Consider the following 18,591-nt stretch of genomic DNA (forward strand, 5'->3'; position numbering starts at 1 on the left):
AGGTGACAGCCACGCCTCCCGCATCCGGCCGTTCATCCCAGGCCGCGGATGCGGCGCAGCCGGTGCGGAAGAAGGGGTATGCGCAGCTGCGGGACTACGCGGTGATCGGTGACGGGCGCTGCGCCGCGCTCATCGCCCGCGACGGCTCGGTGGACTGGCTGGCCTGGCCGGACTTGGACTCGCCCAGCCTGTTCGCCGCCGTGCTCGACCCCGTCCGCGGCGGCCGGTTCCTTCTCCAGCCCGACGTGCCGTACACCGCAAGCCGCCGCTACCTGCCCGGCACCAACGTGCTGGAGACGACGTTCACCACCGGGCACGGCACGGTCCGGCTGACCGATGCGCTGACCCTCCCGGACGCCACTTCCCTGGCGCCCGGACGGGAACTGGTCCGGGGGATCGAGGGCCTCGCCGGCAGCGTCCCCATGCGCTGGAGCGTCCAGCCGCGCTTCAGTTACGGCACTCGCGCACCGCACCTGACCCACCGTGCCGGCGTCCCGGTGGCCACCTTTGGACCTGATGCCGTCGCGGTCTGCGCCTGGAACGCGGGACAGCCGCAGCTCACCGGTAATGCCGTCGCATCCGGGTTCCGGAGCGAGGCCGGTACCCAGGCCGTCATCGCGCTGGCGTACGCGCACCAGGAACCGCTGGTCCTGCCCACCCGGACAGAGTGCGAGGCGCGCCTGGACCACACCACTGCCACCTGGCGCCAATGGTGCGCGGACCGCACCTATACCGGACCATGGCGCGAGGCGGTCATGCGCAGCGCCCTCGCCCTCAAACTGCTGGTGTTCGCCCCCTCGGGCGCGGTCGCCGCGGCCGCGACCACCTCCCTGCCCGAGGAGGTGGGCGGGGAGAGAAACTGGGACTACCGCTTCAGCTGGATTAGGGACTCCGCCTTCACCCTGGACGCCTTCCTGCAGCTGGGATGCGCGCCGGAGGCCACCAGCTACTTCTGGTGGCTGATGCACGCCTCCCAGCTCACCCACCCACGCCTGAATGTGCTGTACCGCCTCAACGGCGGCACGCGCGCACCCGAGCAGGTCCTGCCCCTGTCCGGCTACCGAGGCTCGGCGCCCGTGCGGCTCGGCAACGCTGCCGCCGGCCAGCTTCAGCTCGACACCTACGGGGAACTGCTGCAGACCGCCTGGCTCCACGCCACAGCAGGCCACCGACTCGACGCCGACATCGCCCGCCGACTGGCTCAGACCGCCGACTTCATCTGCACCACATGGCAGCAGCCGGACGCGGGCATCTGGGAGGTCCGCAGCACACTCCAGCACTTCACCCAGTCCAAGATGATGTGCTGGATCACCCTTGACCGCGCCCTCGACCTCGCCGCCCGCCACCTCATCCCCGACCGCCACGCGCCCCGGTGGCGGCGCGAACGACAGGCCATCGCCGACTTCGTCGACACCTGCTGCTTCAGCCCGCACCGCAACAGCTACGTACGCTCCGCCGACAGCGACGACATGGACGCCGGAGTCCTCCTCGGTCTGCTCCACGGCTACCTGCCGCCCAACGACCCCCGCATGCACGCAACCGTCGCCGCCATCCAGCAGACCCTGCAGGACGGCCCCTACGTCGCCCGCTACCTAGGCGCCGACGGCGTCCCCGGCGGCGAGGGCGCCTTCCTCGCCTGCTCCTTCTGGCTTGTCGAAGCCCTCGCCCGGTGCGGTCGCACAGACCAAGCCGTGTCCCTCATGGACCAGCTCGTGGCTCTCGCCAACGACGTGGGCCTCTACAGCGAGGAGATCGACCCCACCACCGGCGATTTCCTCGGCAACCTGCCCCAGGGCCTGTCCCACCTGGCCCTGATCAGCGCCGCCTGCGCCATCGGGGAGGCCACACGATGACCATCTGGGCCGCTCTGGCGGGCGGGTTCGCCGGCACCCTGGTCCTGACCACGGGCCTGCGCGCAGCCAACGCCCTCAAGCTCACCCGCATCGACCTGCCCTTCCTGCTCGGCACCGCCTTCACCAGCAACCGCACCCGCGCCAAGGCATACGGCTACGGCGCACACTTCATCAACGGCCAGATCTTCGCCCTGATCTACTACGCGGTCTTCGCCGCCATCGGCTACAGCAGCTGGTGGCTGGGATGTCTCTTCGGCCTCGTCCACGGCCTATTCGCCGTCACCGCCCTGGTCAACATCCTGCTGCCTCTCATCCACCCCCGCATGGGCACGCCCGAAACCAGCGCCCCCCACGTCGCGCTGCTCGAACCACCCGGCTTCCTCATGCTCAACTACGGCCCCGGCACGCCCACCGTCACCCTCGCCGCACACCTCGCCTACGGCACCATCATCGGAGGATTCCTCACGTGGCCAGGCTGAACGCCTCCCCGGCCAGCACCGTGCAGGGGCTTGCCGCGCGGTTGCGGCGGGCACGACGCGAGCCGGGTAGCGTGGAAAGCGGGACCAGCCACACCAGAGATGAAGCCTTCGCGTCGCAGCCGAAGGCGGAAGGGTCCTCATGGCGCATCCCCACGAAACCGCGCCTTCCAAGCCGCACCACGCGGTGCTTCCGACAGATGCGGAGCCAGCTGGCAACGCAGCAGAGGACACGCGTGGGCCACGGTTGGCCTCGGTCGTGGTGTTCGTCCATGACCACGACGAATCGGCGGACTTCTACAGCGACCTGCTGAACATGGAGGTCACCGTCCGCACCGCCACAGCCGCACTGCTCGTGGGCCCTGGCGGCTTCAAGTTAACCCTACGTTCCGTGGGGCCGAACGCCTCCCACCCAGCTGGGCACGTCGGTGCGCAGTACGTGATCTGGACAGCGGACGGCCCCGACGACTTCCAGCGGTGCGAGCGCGTACTGAGAGCCCGGTCCGACCATGTGTACACCAGGCCCGGTGAGGGCTTCACCGTCATCGAGGGCCGGGACCCCAACGGCCTGCCAGTCCTGGTGGCCTACCCGGGCCCGGACGAAGTGGCACGCCTTGAGATCGTCGCCCGTTACTACGTGTAGCTGAGGGGTCAGTCGCGAGGAGGTTTCATGGCCCGCAAGAAGACGGTGCATGTCCGCCGGGTCTACGAGGATCCGGCGCAGGCAGACGGCGCCAGAGTGCTGGTCGACCGCATCTGGCCCCGGGGACTGACCAAGGACAAGGCCCACCTCGACGAGTGGTGCAAGCAGGTCGCCCCGTCCACAGAGCTGCGCAAGTGGTACGGCCACGACCCCGAGCGGTTCGCGGAATTCAGCCGCCGCTACCGCACCGAGCTCAAAGATCCCGAACACGCAGACGCCCTGGCGCACCTGAGCGACCTTGCCGAAGATCGGCCTTTGACGCTACTCACCGCGACCAAGCATCCCGAGATCAGCGAAGCCGAGGTGCTCGCTGAGCTGCTCGGGAGCTGACAGCGGGGTCAAACGTCACCGGGATGCGCTCGCCGTCTTACTGCACTGGCGCACGGGGGGGCATCGTGTTTTCGAGCAGCACTCATGCAGAAATCAGCTGATAATGGGTGTGACCGACTCCAGCGAGACGTTCGTCGCATCTTGAGGCTGCTCATGAATGATCAACTCCCGCCGATGAACGGTCCCCCGCCCGTCGCAGGGCTGGTCGGTGAGAGTCTCGTACCCGTCACAGACGAGATCGAGTGGGCGGCGGTGTCTCCGCGGCAGATCACCCCCGAGGATTGGCAGCGGTTCGAGGGCCACCTCAAGGAGATCTTCGAGGCGCTGGGCCTGGCCGTCGGGTCAGCAGCCACGGCCGACACACCCCGCCGCTTTCTGCGCGCCCTCTTCGACGCCACGAGCGGGTACGAGGGTGACGAAAAGCTGGTCACCGCGTTCGAAACCGAATGCCACGGCGGGTCGGACTGTCGGATCAGCCAGATCGTCGAAGGTCCGATCCCGTTCTTCGCCCTCTGTGAGCATCACGCTTTGCCGTTCTTCGGCAAGGCGTATGTCGGCTACATCGCACACGAGCACATCCTCGGGCTCTCGAAGCTGACCAGGCTGGTACGGCTGTTCGCCCGCCGCTTCTCGGTGCAAGAACGCATCGGCCACCAACTCGCTGAATCCTTGCAGCAAATCATGCTGCCACACGGCGTCGCGGTCCATTTGGAAGCGGTGCATCTGTGCACGCAGATGCGCGGCGTACGGGAGATCGAGTCCAGTACCCGCACCACCCACTGGCGGGGTACCTACGACGAGGATCCACAACTGCGGGGCGAATTCTTCACGTTGTGCGGCCAACGGGGCCTGGCCGGACATGGCTGAGCACACCACCGCGCAGGCTGCCTGCGGAACACCGCCAGGCCCCTTGGAGCCCCTGGAACTGTTGTACGAGGAGGCTGGTCAACCCTGCTTCGGTCTGCCTTCGGCGCTCGCCGCGGCCTACGGTGGGGATCTGGGCTTCACCCCGCCGTGCGTGTACGCGAACTTCGTTGCATCCATCGACGGAGTGGTCGCTCTCGGCCCCGAATACCCGTCATCCGGCTCGGCGATCAGCGGGCGGAAACCGGCGGACCGCTTCGTCATGGGGCTGCTGCGGGCGTGCGCCGACGCCGTACTCATCGGGGCCGGCACGCTCCGGGCCACGCCCGGCCACCAATGGACCCCCGACCACGTCTGTCCACAAGCCGCCCCTGACTTCGCCGAGCTACGGCGCAGCCTGCGACGCGCCACCCAACCGCGACTGGTCGTGGTCACCGCGAGCGGCGACGTGCCCACCGAGCACCCAAGACGGACGCCTGCCGACGGCATGCACGACACTCACCGCAGGCGAAGGACCCACCCTCCGTATGACCGACGTACTCGCGGCCATCCACACCCAGGGCTACACCGCCGTGCTCACCGAGGGCGGACCGCACCTCATCGGTCATCTGCTCGCTGAGGGCCTGCTGAATGAGCTGTTCCTCACCGCATCCCCGGTGCTCGCCGGCCGCACCGGCACCTCCCGGCCCGGGCTGGTCGCTGGGCTCGAACTGCTACCGAACCGGCCGGCGTGGATGGACCTGATCAGCGCGCGGCGACGGAATTCGTACCTGTTCCTCCGCTACCGACTCCCCACCCCACACGCACATGGCGGCCCGCAATCAGCCTTGGCCAGTTGACGCAGGCCGAGGATGCGACGCCGAACGCCTCTGGGGGTGGCGCGATGTCCACGACGGATGGGGTATCGAACTGGCGACCTCGCGTAATCGAGAGTCGCGTATTCCTGGGTCGGCGAGGGTTCATGGTCACCGTGAGTGGTCACCCGCGGCATAGTGCCGCAGGGTTCCTCAGGCGTCGGCGGCGAGCTGGGCGGTGGTGTCGTCGTGGTAGCTGAGCATGCGGCGACCACGGGGGCGGGGGCTTGGAGCACGAGGTGGCGGATTGCCGCTTTGCGTCCTCGCTGGGTGGGGAAGCCCAGGTGGCGGAGGCGGACCTCCAGCTGGCGGCGGAAGGACGCGGCGTCGAAGCCGACGGCCTCGCTCTCCTCGCACAGCCCGACCTCCACCAGGTAGGCGGGCAGCTTCTCCTCGACGACGTCCCACGGCAGCAGCTGCTTGGACCAGTCGCCGTACTCCTCCGAGCCGACCACTGCCACATCCCCGGTGCGCAGCTCTTCAGCGAGGTAGGTGAACACCATCGCCTCGAAGTGCCGGCGGACGAACTGCCCCGGCCGCGTCCGGTCGACCACCGCCTTCTGCCAGTTCTGGGTGGCGAAGGAGATGTCGACGACCTTGCCGTCGTCGCCGATCGCGCTGGTGTACTCGTCGCGGGCGCCCTGTCCGACCGGTGCCTGTTCGTTCAGGTCCTCTAGGGCCCGCGGTTCATGATTGCGCCTCACACGGACACTCGGGCAGAGAAGGCCTCAACTGCACGACCCGTACGGCGCTATGCCACCGCGGGCTGCAGGCAGGCGGCGGACGTTACCGAGTGCGGCCGTCTGTTCCCGGAGCCGCGTGATCTCGTCGTGCTGGGCCGCGATTTGCGAGACGGCGGCGGTCTTGAACGCGTTGAGCTCGGCGAGGGCTTCGTCCCGCTTGGCGGCCCGATCTTTGAGCGCGTCGACCTGGGCCTTGAGCCGCTCGATCTGCGCGGCACGTGGGTCGACGATCTCGCCGGCCTGCTGCAGAGCCGTAAGGCGACGCTCGAACTCCTCGGCAAGGTGCTGGTAGGGGCCCGGCCGGGTGGTGCCGTCGCGGTTCTTCTTGGGGTAGAAGCCGGTGCGGGCGACCCCGGCTTGGGCCGCGAGGGTCTTGATGTCGCACTTGCTGCCTGCGGGAAGGTCACCGGCAAGGAGCCGTTCCATCGCGTGCCGAATGGCCGCCTCGTTGTCCCGCCGGGTCTCATCGCTGATACGCGCCACGCTATGCCGCCGTTCCGGAGTGGACGTCGATCTCGGCCAGCACCCGTTCATCGCGGGCGAGTTCCGTTTCCAGCCGAGCCTTCTCCGTTCGTTGCGCGCGCCCGATGGTGGCGATGAAGACCTTCTTGCTCTCGGCGCTGGCCGCCCACACAGGGCGGTGCCCGGCGTGGTGGGTGGCCTGGGGACACCGCGCCGAATCGCACATGCCGATCAAGGGCTCGGTCGCTCCACGGGCGTGGGCCCCCGCGAGTTTGAGGCACAGTGCCTTGGACGGATCGAGGAACCAGCAGTAGTTCGCCGTCCCCAGATGCAGGGCCTTCGCCCGCTTGGCGAGCAGGTTGGTCACTTCCTGGTCGCTGCGTTTGATGTTCGGCGCCCCGGACGAATCCAGCTGTTCGTCGACGAACGCGAAGAAGTCCAGGAGGTCGCTGGCGCCGGGCCCCGCCGGCCGGATACCGTTCTGGTAGTCGTGGAAGGCATCGAGGGCGACGCGCGTCTTGTGCTCTCGCTCCTCGTGGCCGAACTCCGCCATCAGTACCGACTGGGCCCCGCCGGGGCGGTCCGCGTAGCCCTCGGTGGTGACCACGGAAATGTGCTTGAGATGGATCTTGGCGGCCAGCAGACCGCCGGGACGGTGCGCCATTTCCACCGCGAGGGTGCGCCTCAGCATCCGCAGACTGACCGGCACCTCGGGGATCGGAGCCAGTCCAAGACGGCGACCGTCGGGGCCATTGACCCAGGTCACGAACCATTCGTACGGAGTGAAGAAGGAGAGCGCCTTGAACAGGTGGCCGGTGCTCTTCCCTGGGTCGGCGAGCGAGGCCGCTACGCCGGCGGTGTCGTACGCCTGCTTGATGGTCACCCACTGATCGTGTGCACCACCCAGCTTCCGGCCCTTGATGACCTTGCCCTTCAGGCGGTAGCGCAGGCGACCCTCGCCGAGCTGTTCAGGGGGCAGGCGGCAGTCGTGGGTCAGCTCGGCCAGTTCACTCTTCCGCATCCCTGTCAGTGCGGCGAGCGCGATGACGCAGGCCGTGCGGGCCCGAGAGAGCTGCAGCCGGGCCTCGGTGGTGTTCATCGGCAGGGTCCATGGGACACTGCCCCGTCCGTCCGCGCGTTCCACCAGAGCAGCCGTCCGACCCCAGCGCTTGGCCAGGCCGACTTCCCTGACGGCCTCCTCAAGGCGCCCGCGCAGGGTGGGCAGCCACGTGGAGTGGAAGGCGTGCCGCCCGGTCTCGTGGGCAAGGGAGATCAGGTTGACCCGCAGCAGCGGATCGTCTGGATCCCATCCGTCCGCCAGCCGCTGGTACACGACGTGATCGAGGGCGACATCGCATGGATCGCCCTCCCGTAGGTGGCGGTCGATGGCCTGCACGACCTCGACCTTCCAGGTCGGGCGCCCGCTGTGGCGGCCCGGCCGGTTCGGAACCATCTCCCGCAGTTGCTCCTGAAGTTCCTTGACGTGCGGTGCCAGCACCTCCACCACGTAGAGGGCCGCCCCGACAAGCGGCTGGAAGACGTCGTTGCTCAGCGGAGGCGTCGTGTTGCCCGTCCGCCGGACCATTCCGGCGACGGCGTACGCCGTGCGTCGCCCCCACGGACGGAAGGTCGGCACGTAGCCGTCGGTGGTGAACAATTCGGTGTAGTAGCCCAGCTCCTGGATGACCGCCACTACGTCCATGCGGTAGCCGGGGCTGCTGTCGCGGATGATGACGCCGTGCTTGTCCCGTACCTTCTTGCGAAGTTCCAGGTAGGCGGCGCAGTGCTGCTGGGTGACTTCCCCGAGGCTGTCCACGCCCTGCTCGGTGAGCCAGTTCAGCCAGCCAGTGAGCACGGTCAGTCGCCCGTTCACCGTGGCCACCAGCACCGGCGTCCGGTAGGCGTGGGCAAGTTCCCGCACGGCAGGGTGGTCCGGCGCGAGCCGGGCGAAGATGAACTCCTTTGCGAGCGCCCTCCACTGGGGATTGAGGATCTCGGTGAAGGACAGGATCCGCGCGTACCGGGCAAGGTACCGGGGCAGTCCGATGACACCGGTGAAGTCCCAGATGCTGTCGTCGAAGTGAGGATGCGGGCCCGCGGCGTGGACCGGCAGACCGGCCGCAGCGCATACGTCTTCACCTCGAAAGACGGAGCGCGGAAACGTAGCCGAAAGGGCCGTGGGGTGGTGTGGGGTCGTCATACGGTGTGCTCCTCGGGCCGCAAGGGAAGCTCGATGTCAGAGTCGGTGACCTCCGCAGCAGCGGCGCGCAGCGCCTGCTCGGAGAAGTAGCGGTCGGGGGTCAGGATCTCGTCGAGGCGGTGGGCGTACGGGCCGAAGAGGGGGATGAACTCGGCGGTGGTCATCTGCTGCCACTGGCGGGAGAAGAACGACCGTAGCCGCAGCAGATTCGGCAGATGGCGAGGGGCGAACAAGGCCAGCGGACACAGCAGGCACACCCACGGGCGTGCCGGACAGGGCTTGCCCTTCGGCCCGTGCAGTCCTGACAGCTGGTCTCCACATGCCGCGGTGAATACGTCGCGTTCCCCGGACAGCAACTGCGCCAAGGCGTCGTTGTCCAGGCCGAGCCACTTCATGTGCTCGGGATACTTCTCCACCAGGTCTGCCATCTCGGCGGTGGCCAGCACCAAGGGCGGCAGCGCCCGGCGCACGAGGTCCTCCTGGGCCTGGGCGATGATGTCTTCCACCGCCGTGCGCTGAGCCGGCGTCGTGTTCGTCAGGTAGTGGTCCCCCTCGACGCCGGGGGACCGGTTCGGATCCAGCGTGGTCCGGCGGCTGCCGCGCCAGTGCGACCGGTCTTGCAGCGCGTCGTGCGTCGTGCGGATGCGGTGCAGGTGAAGGGCCAGGGGGAGGCCGTCGTCGCCGGTCATCTGCGCGGGCGCCCGTCCTCGTCGACGGCCTGGCGCCGCTCGATCCAAGTGCATATGGACAGGCGCGTGGGCGGCTTGGCCAGCCATCGCTCTCCCGCCCGTGTGCCGCTCGGCGTGAAACGCACCCAGAGCTCGTGGCGCAACTCCTCGGGCGCGAAACGGCGGGCCACCGCGGAGTGATCGAGCCACTGTTCCAGCAGCCGAGTGGCCTGACGTGACAGAGCCAGGCTCTCCGCCGCCGTGCGGCCCTTGACGTAGCTGAGGAGGATCTTCTCGTCGCCCGCCCACTCGATGTCGTCGAGTCCCAGGTCTGCGATCCCGTCCGGCACGACCCCGGTGTAGGCGCCGAACAGCAGCTGATAGGCGATGACCACGTCCAAAGTCGGGATCAGCGGATCCAGCACCGTGCGAAGACCGGCCCCGTATCTCTGCCGGAAAGGGAAGGAGCCGTTCTCTGCCATCTCGTTGACGAGCGGGTCGGGCCCCTCGTGAAGCACCAGCCAGTGATGTGCAGTGCGCTCACGGAGCGAAGCCCCTGGCCCGTCAGCTGACGAAGCCTGCTCACGGGCCGCGCAGAACGCGCGGAAGGCGCCATCGACCTCGTCCCGGCAGGTACGGATGAGCCGGGCCCACTCGGCCTCGCTGTACGGCTGGTGCGAGCCGTACCTCTCGCCCGTGTTGAACAGCCGGCCGTCGACAAACACGCGCACGTCCGGCGCCAGCATCTGCTCCTGGTCGTCGGCGCACCGCAGCATCGCCCGCAGCGCGCTTTCCTTGGAGGATCGCACCCCCTGCCGCCAGTAGCGGGCGAGGAGCGCGCGCGTCAGGTCGGATGCCTCGCCGGTGAACCCGAACTCGGCCAGCCAGTCGGTGAAGGCGCGGACAGCCGTGAGGTAGAGCTCGAAACCTCCCGCACTGTCGACCTGGCCGTGCGGATGGACAAGATCCGTGGCGCCTTCCAGCAGAGTGCGGGCCAGCCCAGGGAGCTCCACTGGTCGCCGCGCACGCAGGCGCCGGCGGTACTCCGACCCGTCGCTGAAGATGCAGTGCACGCCCAGCGGGTCGAGCGTGACGGTCGCCGGCATCAGACCACCGCCAAATCGTCGTCGAACTCGGTCTCGAGCTCCAGCTCGGCCTCCGCGTCCAGGAGGCCGTACTCCTTGCCGACCCGCCGGTACAGGGAGGTGAACAGGCGGAGCACGTCCAGGCGATGGAGGTACGCTTCCGTGGTCAGTGGACTGGTATGTCCGAGCAGATCGCGCAGAATCAGCAGCGGCTCCTGGGTTCGCAGGTAGTGCGCCAGGGCGGCATCGTCGTCGGTGTCGCGGACCTGCCGAGCGGCCTGCTCGTACCAGCCGCGCATCAGCCGCGCCATGGTCGCCATGGCCATGGAATGGCGTAGCCGATGGGGGCTGACGTGCGGGAAACGCGGCTCGTAACGCTCGCGGATTCGGTCCGCGGTCCTGGCGAAGACCGAGGACCATCCGGTGAACGGGCGTCCTTGGCCCCACACCGACAGCAGCATCGACCCGCCGTCCGGGGCGACCAGACGCCGCCGCTCGTCAGGGACGAGCGAACTCCACTGGACACGGACCCCGTTGACACGCCCTCCCCGCTGGTCGGCGTCCGTCACGAACAGTGGCTCCCCCCACCGGGCCGGCGGACGCCAGGACGATCCGAACGTCGCCGCCGCCCGGTCGAGAGCGATGTAGGAGCGCAGCTCAGCCAGCGCGTCGTAGTCGATCCACGACTCGCGGAACTTGCTTCCCTTGGTGACCCCGGAAGGGACCGGGAACGAAATCGGCACCGCAGTGCGTCGCGAGGGAAGCGCGGGCACCTCGCAGACCAGCAGGTACGTGTACTCCTGGCTGCGTAGCCCGCTGGAGACGATCATTCGTCCGACCGCCGAGTTTCGAGCCAACTCTCGCCCTCGGTAACGCAGATCCCGCTCGCCGTGAGGATCCAGGCCCGCCAACGCTTTCAGGAGGATGTCCGTGAAATCGTCGTCGAGATACTTGATCGTCACATGGGGCTTGGCCTGGCGCCGTCGTGACTGGTTGACCCGGCCGCGACGGACCTGCCCCTTGAAGGCCCAGACCGCCTGCCGGTACGTGAACGGCTCGGAGTCTGCGTACTCCTCATCCTTCGCCCACTTGTAGAACCCCGCCAGAATCCCCATGTTTTGGTTCCACGTAGATGCCTCGAAGCGGTGCTTGATGGGGCCTTGGGCTCGATAGACGGAGTACGCGCTCAATGCTGCCTTCAGGCGACGCCGCGTGTCGAACAGGGCGACCCCATGCTCGGATATGAACTCCAGCCACTCACGCACCGTGCGCACGTAGTAGGGCCACGAATTTGGCGATGGGCATCCATTCGCCGGCAGCTCGCAGGCCCAGCAGTTGATGACGGTGGTGGGGCGGACGCCGTTGCTGTCTTCGAAGAGGAGGTCGTCGTCGAACAGCAGTGGCATCCCCTCCGGGATCGCCGGACTGAACGCAAGTCCCCAGGACTCCCAGCCTGCTGATGAGTACGTCGATTGGTGCATGGCCGATGAGTATCAATGCAACCCGACTGAGTGCAACATGCAAACGAGCAGGTCAGGTGATACATCAGGCGGTATGCAACACCGTCGCTAAGCGGGAACAATCAGATACACGATCCAGATCGGGTTGGTGCCGGCAAGGGCGGTGGAGGTGATCGCGTTCGTGGTCACGAGAGGGCCGACGAGGGGGTGCCGCCAGGTGTAGGCGAGACGGATCTCGCTGCGCAGGCTCGGTTTTTCGGCGCGCGGGCTCGGGGCGGCCTCGGGGCTGCGGATGCACAGGGTGCACCAGGCGGTGACGAGATAGGAGACCGCGTCCGCGGCGACTGCGCGGGCGGCGCCGATCACGCCGATCAGTGCGCCGGCAAAGGGCGGGGCCGCCGATGTCGGCCAGCGTGTTGGCGCTGGCCAGTTTGGCGTTGGCCTCCAGGAGCCGGTGTGGCGGTAGGAGGTGGGGGATGTACGAGAGGCTGGCTGCGCCCCCTAATTCGTGATCGCTACTTACCGGTACGGCCGATTGCCTACCGATACAACGAGAACGTCAAGCCATCCGGTAACAGGTTCACGCCAGAGTAAGGATTTTCCAGCACTCCTCTTATCCGGAATGTAGTGATCCTCATGAAGCATTCACCTGCAGATTCTCGCCAAGATCTCGCCCAAGTGTCAGATTAAACGTGAAGCGAGTCACATGCCAGTGGCCACTGCGCCGCCTAGGGTGACAACATCGATCGCTGGCTTGGCGGGGATTTCCCTGCTGAGCCTGTGCTCCCATCTCTCCAATCCAGTAAGCCCATTCACAAATTGACCCACTAACGGGGATGCCGAGGTATTGGCGTGCAAAAAAACCCTTCGAGGGACCGAATTCTCATCACCGGAGGTGCCGGGTTCATTGGTGGCCATCTTGCCCGTGCACTGGTTGCGTCCGGGGAAGAGGTAACGGTTGTGGACGACCTGCGTGTACCGCCCATGATCCCGCCAGAAGGAACCGGCAAGTTCCTGGAAAAACCCGTCTTAGAGTTAGAGGAGCGGGACCTCTCAGACGTGCGCTTCGTTTACCATCTGGCGTCCCACAAGAGCGTCCCTCGCTCCTTCCAGCAGCCGCTTGACTATCTGGACAACGTGGACTCTGGCCGGCATCTGCTGGCTCTCTGCACGAGCGTCGGCGTTCCCAAAGTAGTCGTGGGGAGTACCTGCGAGGTCTACGGCGAGGCCGATATGTTGCCAACGCCTGAGACGAGTCCCCTGTCCCCACGTTCGCCTTATGCGGCAAGCAAGGTCGGCCTGGAGATGCTGGCCAGGGCCCACCAGCGAGCTTCTGGTGCCCCTGAAGTGGGCATCGTTCGGTTCTTCAACGTCTACGGCCCCGGCGAACGCCCCGATGCCCTGGTGCCGCGGCTCTGCGCCAATCTCCTGACCAGGAACGAGCTGCCCGTTGAGGGCGACGGCGAGCAACGCCGTGACTTCACCTACATCACAGATGTCGTCGGCAAGCTCGTCATGCTGGCAGGCCGGCCGCTCGCCCCCGTCGTCAACTTCGGTTCCGGCCGATCCTTCTCTGTGAACGATGTCGTGCGAGTCCTGCAGAAGGCATCCCCGGACGCCGGGGTCAGTCAGAAGCAGTCCCGGCCGAACGAGATCACGGAGTTCCGGGCGAGCACAGCCTTGCAGGCCCGGCAGATCGGCCAGAAGGCCGATGGTGTGGGCCTCGAGGAGGGGATCCGCCTCACTCTCGCGTGGTGGGAGTCGCGGGGCCTTGACGACATACGCCAGCGCATCTTCCAAGAGGAGAGGGCCAACTGATGCCCGGCTACACTGCACCCGTACGCGCCAGCCTGGATGTCACCTACGCGTGCGACCTGCGCTGCATCCACTGCCGCACGAATACCGGAGAGATCCCGCTCCACATCCGCCGCAAGATGCTGTCCATCGAGCAACTCCAGGACATCATGCTCCAGCTGGACCGGATGGGCACGTTCGAGATCACCCTCACCGGTGGCGAGCCGACGATCCGCAAGGGCTTCTGGCAGTTGCTGGACGTGGTGCCCAAACTGCGCCACTCGACCGTCACCCTGATCACGAACGCGGCGGCACACACCCAGGAGCAGCTCGACCGCATCGTGGACAGCGGTATCTCGTCCGTGCGGGTGAGCATGGACGGCACGCGGGAGACGTTCGCTGCCGTCCGCCTCATGGACGTGTTCGACACGGTCGTGGAGAACTCGATTTACCTGCGCGACCGTGTGCGCAGCTTCAAGGTGCTGACCACGGTGATGAAGACCAATCAGCACAACGTATTCGACCTCGCGCATTACCTGCAGGCCCAGGGTTTCCGTCGCCAGGACCTCATTCTCGTCCGAGCGCACGGCCGCGGCGGCCGCAACCGGTTGCTCCTGACGGAAGAGGAGACCATGGCGGTTCACCGCAAGGTGGCCGAGTTCAAGCAGGACGTTCCGGCCACCGACTTCGACTTGAACCTCAACGCGCCCTACCTGGTGCCGGGCGAGAAGCTCCGTCCTTTCCAGGATGTCGTCATGTTCCCCTACCTGGTGCGCGACAGCAGCGTTGCGATCTCCGCCACGGGGGACGTGACTATGAGCCGCCTATACAGTGCCGCCCCCTTGGGAAACACCAAGGACGCCTCGCTGCGGGATATCTGGGCGCAGGGCCAGGAACAACTTGTCGAGGAGCAGGAGGAGTTCACCGAGGGGCGGCTGCGCGAGATCTTCTGGGACTTCGCGTCGGGCGACGCGTCCGACGGACCGCCGCTCACCTCGCTGCTGGACAGGCAGATCTTCGAAGGCGCTGAGGTGAGGTAGCCGATGGGCAGCGAAGCACTGATTCGTCTGTACGACGTTACACCGTCCCAGCCCTTGCTCGACACGGTAAGTTCCGGCTCCTTGCCGCAGGGCGCCGTTCCTGCAGTTGCCTGGTTCAAGCCGTCTGCAGACACCCGAGCTGAGACCTCCGTCGAGCTGCATCAGGGCGAGACTGTTTTGGGCCGCTGCGGCATCAATACCCAGGGGCCGGGCACAGTGGGCGCCTGCGAGGTGATGGACTCTGTCAACCCCGAAGACCGCGCAACGGTGCACTGGCTCCTCGTCCACGTGGCGCTGGAGCGCCTCCAGTGGCTCGGGTACGCATACGCGCTGGTGGATGTCGGTGAACATTCGGACCATTTCCCGGCGGCGTTGCAGCAGGCATCGTGGTGGATTCCCGACTCCACCGAGCGCAAGAGCGCAGTGAGCCGTGACGACCGGAGTCTGGAATGGGCAGATCTCTTCATCGACTTCCGGACCTGGACGCCGAGCGCTGCGCCGACATCCCTGACGGTCAACGGCCGGGACCTGTGGGTGCGCCGCCCGGAAGCCAGTGAAGGGCTACTCCTCGTCGACTGGCTCAGGGAGACCTTCGGCGGCGGTTGGGCGAGCGAGGTTCACCGGTCGTTCTCCCGGGACCCGATCTCGTCCGTGATCGTCGTCGACCGGGACACGGACCTGGCGCCCAAAGACCGCCTGCTCGGCTTCATCGCCTACGACACCGCGCGTCTGGGGATGCTCTCGACCATTGCCCTCGTGCCCTCAGTCCGTGGGCACGACAAGGCTCTCACGATCGCGCTCATTGAGGAGTGCCTGCGTGAAGCGCGGGCCAGCGGCATGCGATACGCCGTTCTGGGGGGCGTGGGTAACGCACGCCTTGCGGCGCTGCGCGCGTTCAGCTCGCTGTGGACCATCCCGGGCACGTGTCCGGGAATATTTGGGAGGGGTGTTCGGAACTAATGGAGATCGTCCTCACTGTCTCAGACCAGGTCTGGGGCGGCAAGCACCGCTACATGCTGGACATGGCGGCCGGGCTGGCCAAGGCCGGGCATGCGGTCACCGTCCTTGCGGAGGAGAGCGGAGCCATGCTGCAGCAGTGCCGTGCTGCCGACCTGGCGACCGTAAGCGTGCCGCCGTTTGCGAGTGACGCCGCAGTCGACGCGGTCCGGAGTGCGCTAGGGCGCCACCGCCCTCGCATCGTGTGCGTCACTGGCCGTGCGGACGCCGCCGCCGTCCACCAGGCCCGGTCGCAGGATCTGGATGATGCGGCGGTGTGTCTCTTCCGCCACTCAGCTTTTCCCCTGGGAACCACCGACGACGTGCGCGACCTGTTCAGCGGCGTGGATCTGGTCTTCGCCACGTCCCGGGAACAGCGACAGCGCCAGTTCGAGCCTCTGATCGCGGCTGGTGTCCTGCAGCAAGAGCAGGTTGAAGTGCTCACCAGCGGGATCAGCGATTCCCTGCTTGAGGCCCTGGATGTCGCGGATCGCAGTATCGCCCGTCAAGAACTGGAGGCCGCGCCCGAGCAGTTCATATTCCTCGTGCTGGCCCGTCTGGCGTGGGAGAAGGGCATCGAGCGGGTGATCGACACATTTGCGGATCTCGAGCAATCGGCGCAGGGGACACCGCCGCTGCTGGTGATCGCGGGTGATGGGCCGCTGGAGGCGGACCTGCGCGAACAGGCCGTCGAGCGTGGTGTTGCTGATCAGGTCCGCTTCCTCGGCCACCAGGCCGCTATTGCCCCGGTCATCGCGGCCAGCGACGCTGTGATCCTCGCCAGCACGGTGCCCGAGACGGGCCCGCTCGCACTGAAGGAGGCTATGGCCGCCGGCCGTCCCGTCATCGCCTCCGCCCAAGGCGGCATCCCAGAGTTCGTGGAGGACGAGCGGCACGGCCTCCTGTTCATCGACGACGAAGATCTGCGGCAAGCCATGCAGCGGCTCCTGATCGAGCGTGAAGCGGCAGAAACGATGGGAGCAGCCGGCCGCGAAGCCATCCACGGAGGACACCGCGCTGCCCGGCGTGTGGAATACCTCATCCACCGTCTCGATCTCCTCGCCCTCCAACGGCTCGGCCCGGACGCGGTCCTCAGCGAGCTGGTGTGGGACGACGTGCGGGTGCGTGAGGAGACCGACGGCGGCTTCGTCTTCGTACCCCGTACCTCCCACATCATGGAACTAGACAGCGATACCCACGCAGTCGTCCGTGCCGCGCTCGAAGCCGACGATCCGCTCCAGTTGCTCAAGCCCACCCAGCTGACACCCGGCGTGCTCACGTACCGGCTTTATGCCATGGGCGCGCTGATTCGGCCGGATACCCTGCCAATGTCGACGGCCCGAACCGCAGACGCCGAGCGTCCTGTTGCGGAGCGCGTGTGAAGGCCCTCATCATCGCCGCGCACCCAGACGATGAAACGCTCGGGGCGGGAGCCACCGCGTCGGCTCTCGCCCAGCTGGGCGCACAGGTCCACATTCACATCCTCGCCGAGGGAGTCTCCCTGCGGCACTCGGGCGTGACGATCGAGGAAGCGCGGGAGCGATGCCAGGCGGCGGCCAAGGAACTGGGCGCGGCAGAACTCTCGTTCGGCGGTTTCTCAGCCGACGGCCGACTGCTCGCGGACCTGCCGCAGCGCCAGGTCGTCGAGGCGGTCAGCCGGGTACTGAGCGAAGCGGGGCCCGAGATCGTGTTCACCCACCACCCGGGCGACATCCACGCAGACCACCGCAGCGTCGCCCAGGCGGTGGGGTACGGCACACGGATCCTCGGCACCGGCCCTGTCCGGCAGGTCCTGCACTTCGAGGTCCTGTCCTCCACAGAACAGCAGACAGGCTTGGTGGCGCCGTTCACCCCCAACCTGTTCTACGACGTGACAGAGCACATCGACGCCAAGTGCCGGGCTCTTGCCGCCTACCCCTATGAGGTCTACAACCCGCCGCACCCGCGCTCCCTGACGTCCGTGCGGACACTGGCCGCCTACCGGGGGACGCAAGTGGGCGTGGAGGCAGCCGAGGCGTTCATGACCGGACGGGAACTGCGCACACCCGGGACAGCAGGCCCCAGCGGGAGGACTAGGCGATGAGAGTGCTCGTGACCGGAGGAGCCGGATACGTGGGCTCCTTCACCGTACGGCGTCTCCTGGATGCCAGCCATGACGTCGTCGTTGTCGACAACCTCAGCACGGGCCGCCGCGAGGCCGTCAAGGGATGTCGCCTGCACGTGGCAGACATCCGTGACATCGCCGGCATGGCCTCGGTCTTTGAAGAACACCGCCCCGAGGCCGTGGTCCACTTTGCGGCTCTGAAGTCCTCCGAAGAATCGCTGCGCGACATTAGTACGTACTTCGGCGTCAACGTGACCGGTACGCAGAACGTGCTCGCCCTGTGCGCACGAACAGGAGTGGAGCGATTCGTTTTCTCCTCCTCGTGCGCCGTGTACGGGACCCCGCAGATCTGCCCGGTGGATGAGACCGTGCCGGTGCGGCCGGAGAGCCCGTACGGCGAGACGAAATACCTGTGTGAGCGCATGATCGCCTCCTACGGGCAGGCCACTGGCATGCGCTACACCAACCTGCGCTACTTCAACGCGGCGGGTGCAGCCGACGACGCCTCCCTGGGAGAGTACGCGGGCCCTGCGGCAACCCAGCTTCTCCCCGTGGCGGTGCGTGCCACCCTGGGCCTCGCCCCCGCACTGCGGATCTTCGGCGATGACTATCCGACCCCCGACGGGACGGCACTTCGCGACTACATCCACGTCGAGGACCTCGCCCAAGCCCACGTCCGGGTGCTGGAGAACCTGGACAGCGACGACCTGTGTGGCCCGGTCAATCTCGGCCGAGGACATCCCGTCAGCGTGCGCGAGCTGATCGATGTCCTGCACAACGTCTCAGGGAAGGACACCGAGGTCACTATCGCGCCACGCAGGCCCGGGGATCCGGGCCTGTCCTGGGCCGATCCCGGTCTGGCCCTGAGCCGCTTCGGCTGGCGCGCAGAACGCGACCTCGACCACATCGTTCGTACGGCGTGGGACTGGCACACCAGCGCCCCCGCCTCACTGGAGTGA

The 18,591-nt window shown here is 67.1% G+C and carries 20 protein-coding genes; 13 read left to right on the forward strand and 7 right to left on the reverse strand.

Annotation, left to right across the window (positions count from 1 at the left end):
• Positions 1-2: 2 nt before the first annotated feature.
• The 7 genes from ACH492_RS02140 (at position 3) to ACH492_RS02170 (ending at position 5,065) form a co-directional block, all read left to right on the forward strand.
• Entirely contained in the window at positions 3-1,853 is a 1,851-nt protein-coding gene (locus tag ACH492_RS02140) for a glycoside hydrolase family 15 protein (RefSeq protein ID WP_398981822.1), read from the forward strand.
• Positions 1,850-2,332: a hypothetical protein gene (locus tag ACH492_RS02145; protein ID WP_398981824.1), complete on the forward strand. Its 483-nt coding sequence runs from the start codon at positions 1,850-1,852 to the stop codon at positions 2,330-2,332. The genes ACH492_RS02140 and ACH492_RS02145 overlap by 4 nt, the downstream gene beginning before the upstream one ends.
• A gap of 139 nt (positions 2,333-2,471) precedes the next feature.
• The gene (locus tag ACH492_RS02150; protein ID WP_398981826.1) at positions 2,472-2,972 is read left to right on the forward strand and encodes a VOC family protein; all 501 of its coding nucleotides are present in this window, start codon (positions 2,472-2,474) and stop codon (positions 2,970-2,972) included.
• A gap of 27 nt (positions 2,973-2,999) precedes the next feature.
• Positions 3,000-3,362 carry a DUF488 domain-containing protein gene (locus ACH492_RS02155; protein ID WP_398981828.1) on the forward strand — a complete coding sequence of 121 codons (363 nt, stop codon included), beginning with the start codon at positions 3,000-3,002 and terminating at the stop codon, positions 3,360-3,362.
• Between the two features lie 174 nt (positions 3,363-3,536).
• Positions 3,537-4,229: a GTP cyclohydrolase I gene (folE, locus tag ACH492_RS02160; RefSeq protein WP_398981830.1), complete on the forward strand. Its 693-nt coding sequence runs from the start codon at positions 3,537-3,539 to the stop codon at positions 4,227-4,229.
• Positions 4,222-4,845: a dihydrofolate reductase family protein gene (locus ACH492_RS02165; protein ID WP_398981832.1), complete on the forward strand. Its 624-nt coding sequence runs from the start codon at positions 4,222-4,224 to the stop codon at positions 4,843-4,845. Before folE ends, ACH492_RS02165 begins: the two co-directional genes overlap by 8 nt.
• Positions 4,754-5,065, forward strand: a complete 312-nt coding sequence (locus ACH492_RS02170; protein ID WP_398981834.1) for a dihydrofolate reductase family protein — start codon at positions 4,754-4,756, stop codon at positions 5,063-5,065. Before ACH492_RS02165 ends, ACH492_RS02170 begins: the two co-directional genes overlap by 92 nt.
• Here ACH492_RS02170 and ACH492_RS02175 read toward each other — a convergent pair.
• The 7 genes from ACH492_RS02175 to ACH492_RS02205 all read right to left on the reverse strand — a co-directional run bounded on the left by ACH492_RS02175 (position 5,008) and on the right by ACH492_RS02205 (position 12,064).
• The gene (locus tag ACH492_RS02175; protein WP_398981836.1) at positions 5,008-5,784 is read right to left on the reverse strand and encodes a hypothetical protein; all 777 of its coding nucleotides are present in this window, start codon (positions 5,782-5,784) and stop codon (positions 5,008-5,010) included. The two genes, ACH492_RS02170 and ACH492_RS02175, sit on opposite strands and share 58 nt — an antisense overlap.
• 24 nt (positions 5,785-5,808) lie before the next feature.
• Positions 5,809-6,306, reverse strand: a complete 498-nt coding sequence (locus ACH492_RS02180) for a hypothetical protein (protein ID WP_398981838.1) — start codon at positions 6,304-6,306, stop codon at positions 5,809-5,811.
• A 1-nt stretch (position 6,307) separates the two neighbouring features.
• Positions 6,308-8,485, reverse strand: a complete 2,178-nt coding sequence (locus ACH492_RS02185) for a site-specific integrase (protein WP_398981840.1) — start codon at positions 8,483-8,485, stop codon at positions 6,308-6,310.
• Positions 8,482-9,174 carry a hypothetical protein gene (locus tag ACH492_RS02190; protein WP_398981842.1) on the reverse strand — a complete coding sequence of 231 codons (693 nt, stop codon included), beginning with the start codon at positions 9,172-9,174 and terminating at the stop codon, positions 8,482-8,484. Before ACH492_RS02190 ends, ACH492_RS02185 begins: the two co-directional genes overlap by 4 nt.
• Entirely contained in the window at positions 9,171-10,259 is a 1,089-nt protein-coding gene (locus tag ACH492_RS02195; RefSeq protein WP_398981844.1) for a hypothetical protein, read from the reverse strand. The genes ACH492_RS02190 and ACH492_RS02195 overlap by 4 nt, the downstream gene beginning before the upstream one ends.
• Positions 10,259-11,644, reverse strand: coding sequence for a site-specific integrase (locus ACH492_RS02200; protein ID WP_398983251.1), 1,386 nt, complete (start codon positions 11,642-11,644; stop codon positions 10,259-10,261). The genes ACH492_RS02195 and ACH492_RS02200 overlap by 1 nt, the downstream gene beginning before the upstream one ends.
• Positions 11,645-11,806: 162 nt before the next feature.
• Positions 11,807-12,064 (reverse strand): hypothetical protein, encoded by a 258-nt coding sequence (locus ACH492_RS02205; protein ID WP_398981846.1) that lies wholly within the window; start codon positions 12,062-12,064, stop codon positions 11,807-11,809.
• Between the two features lie 486 nt (positions 12,065-12,550).
• Between ACH492_RS02205 and ACH492_RS02210 the strand changes: the two genes are divergently transcribed.
• From ACH492_RS02210 to galE, 6 genes are read left to right on the forward strand one after another with little or no spacing between them, the layout of a single operon-like run.
• Complete coding sequence (locus ACH492_RS02210) at positions 12,551-13,516, forward strand: NAD-dependent epimerase/dehydratase family protein (protein WP_398981848.1); 966 nt, start codon at positions 12,551-12,553, stop codon at positions 13,514-13,516.
• On the forward strand, positions 13,516-14,532 hold the full coding sequence (locus ACH492_RS02215) for a radical SAM/SPASM domain-containing protein (RefSeq protein WP_398981850.1): 1,017 nt from the start codon (positions 13,516-13,518) through the stop codon (positions 14,530-14,532). The genes ACH492_RS02210 and ACH492_RS02215 overlap by 1 nt, the downstream gene beginning before the upstream one ends.
• A 3-nt stretch (positions 14,533-14,535) precedes the next feature.
• Positions 14,536-15,492, forward strand: a complete 957-nt coding sequence (locus ACH492_RS02220; protein ID WP_398981852.1) for a GNAT family N-acetyltransferase — start codon at positions 14,536-14,538, stop codon at positions 15,490-15,492.
• Positions 15,492-16,910 (forward strand): glycosyltransferase family 4 protein, encoded by a 1,419-nt coding sequence (locus ACH492_RS02225; protein WP_398981854.1) that lies wholly within the window; start codon positions 15,492-15,494, stop codon positions 16,908-16,910. Before ACH492_RS02220 ends, ACH492_RS02225 begins: the two co-directional genes overlap by 1 nt.
• Positions 16,907-17,611, forward strand: coding sequence for a PIG-L deacetylase family protein (locus tag ACH492_RS02230; RefSeq protein ID WP_398981856.1), 705 nt, complete (start codon positions 16,907-16,909; stop codon positions 17,609-17,611). Before ACH492_RS02225 ends, ACH492_RS02230 begins: the two co-directional genes overlap by 4 nt.
• A complete protein-coding gene (gene galE / locus ACH492_RS02235; RefSeq protein WP_398981858.1) occupies positions 17,608-18,591 on the forward strand; it encodes a UDP-glucose 4-epimerase GalE in 984 nt (327 codons plus the stop codon). The genes ACH492_RS02230 and galE overlap by 4 nt, the downstream gene beginning before the upstream one ends.

The sequence above is a fragment of the Streptomyces sp. NPDC019443 genome (genome assembly GCF_044389785.1).
Classification (GTDB): Bacteria; Actinomycetota; Actinomycetes; order Streptomycetales; family Streptomycetaceae; genus Streptomyces.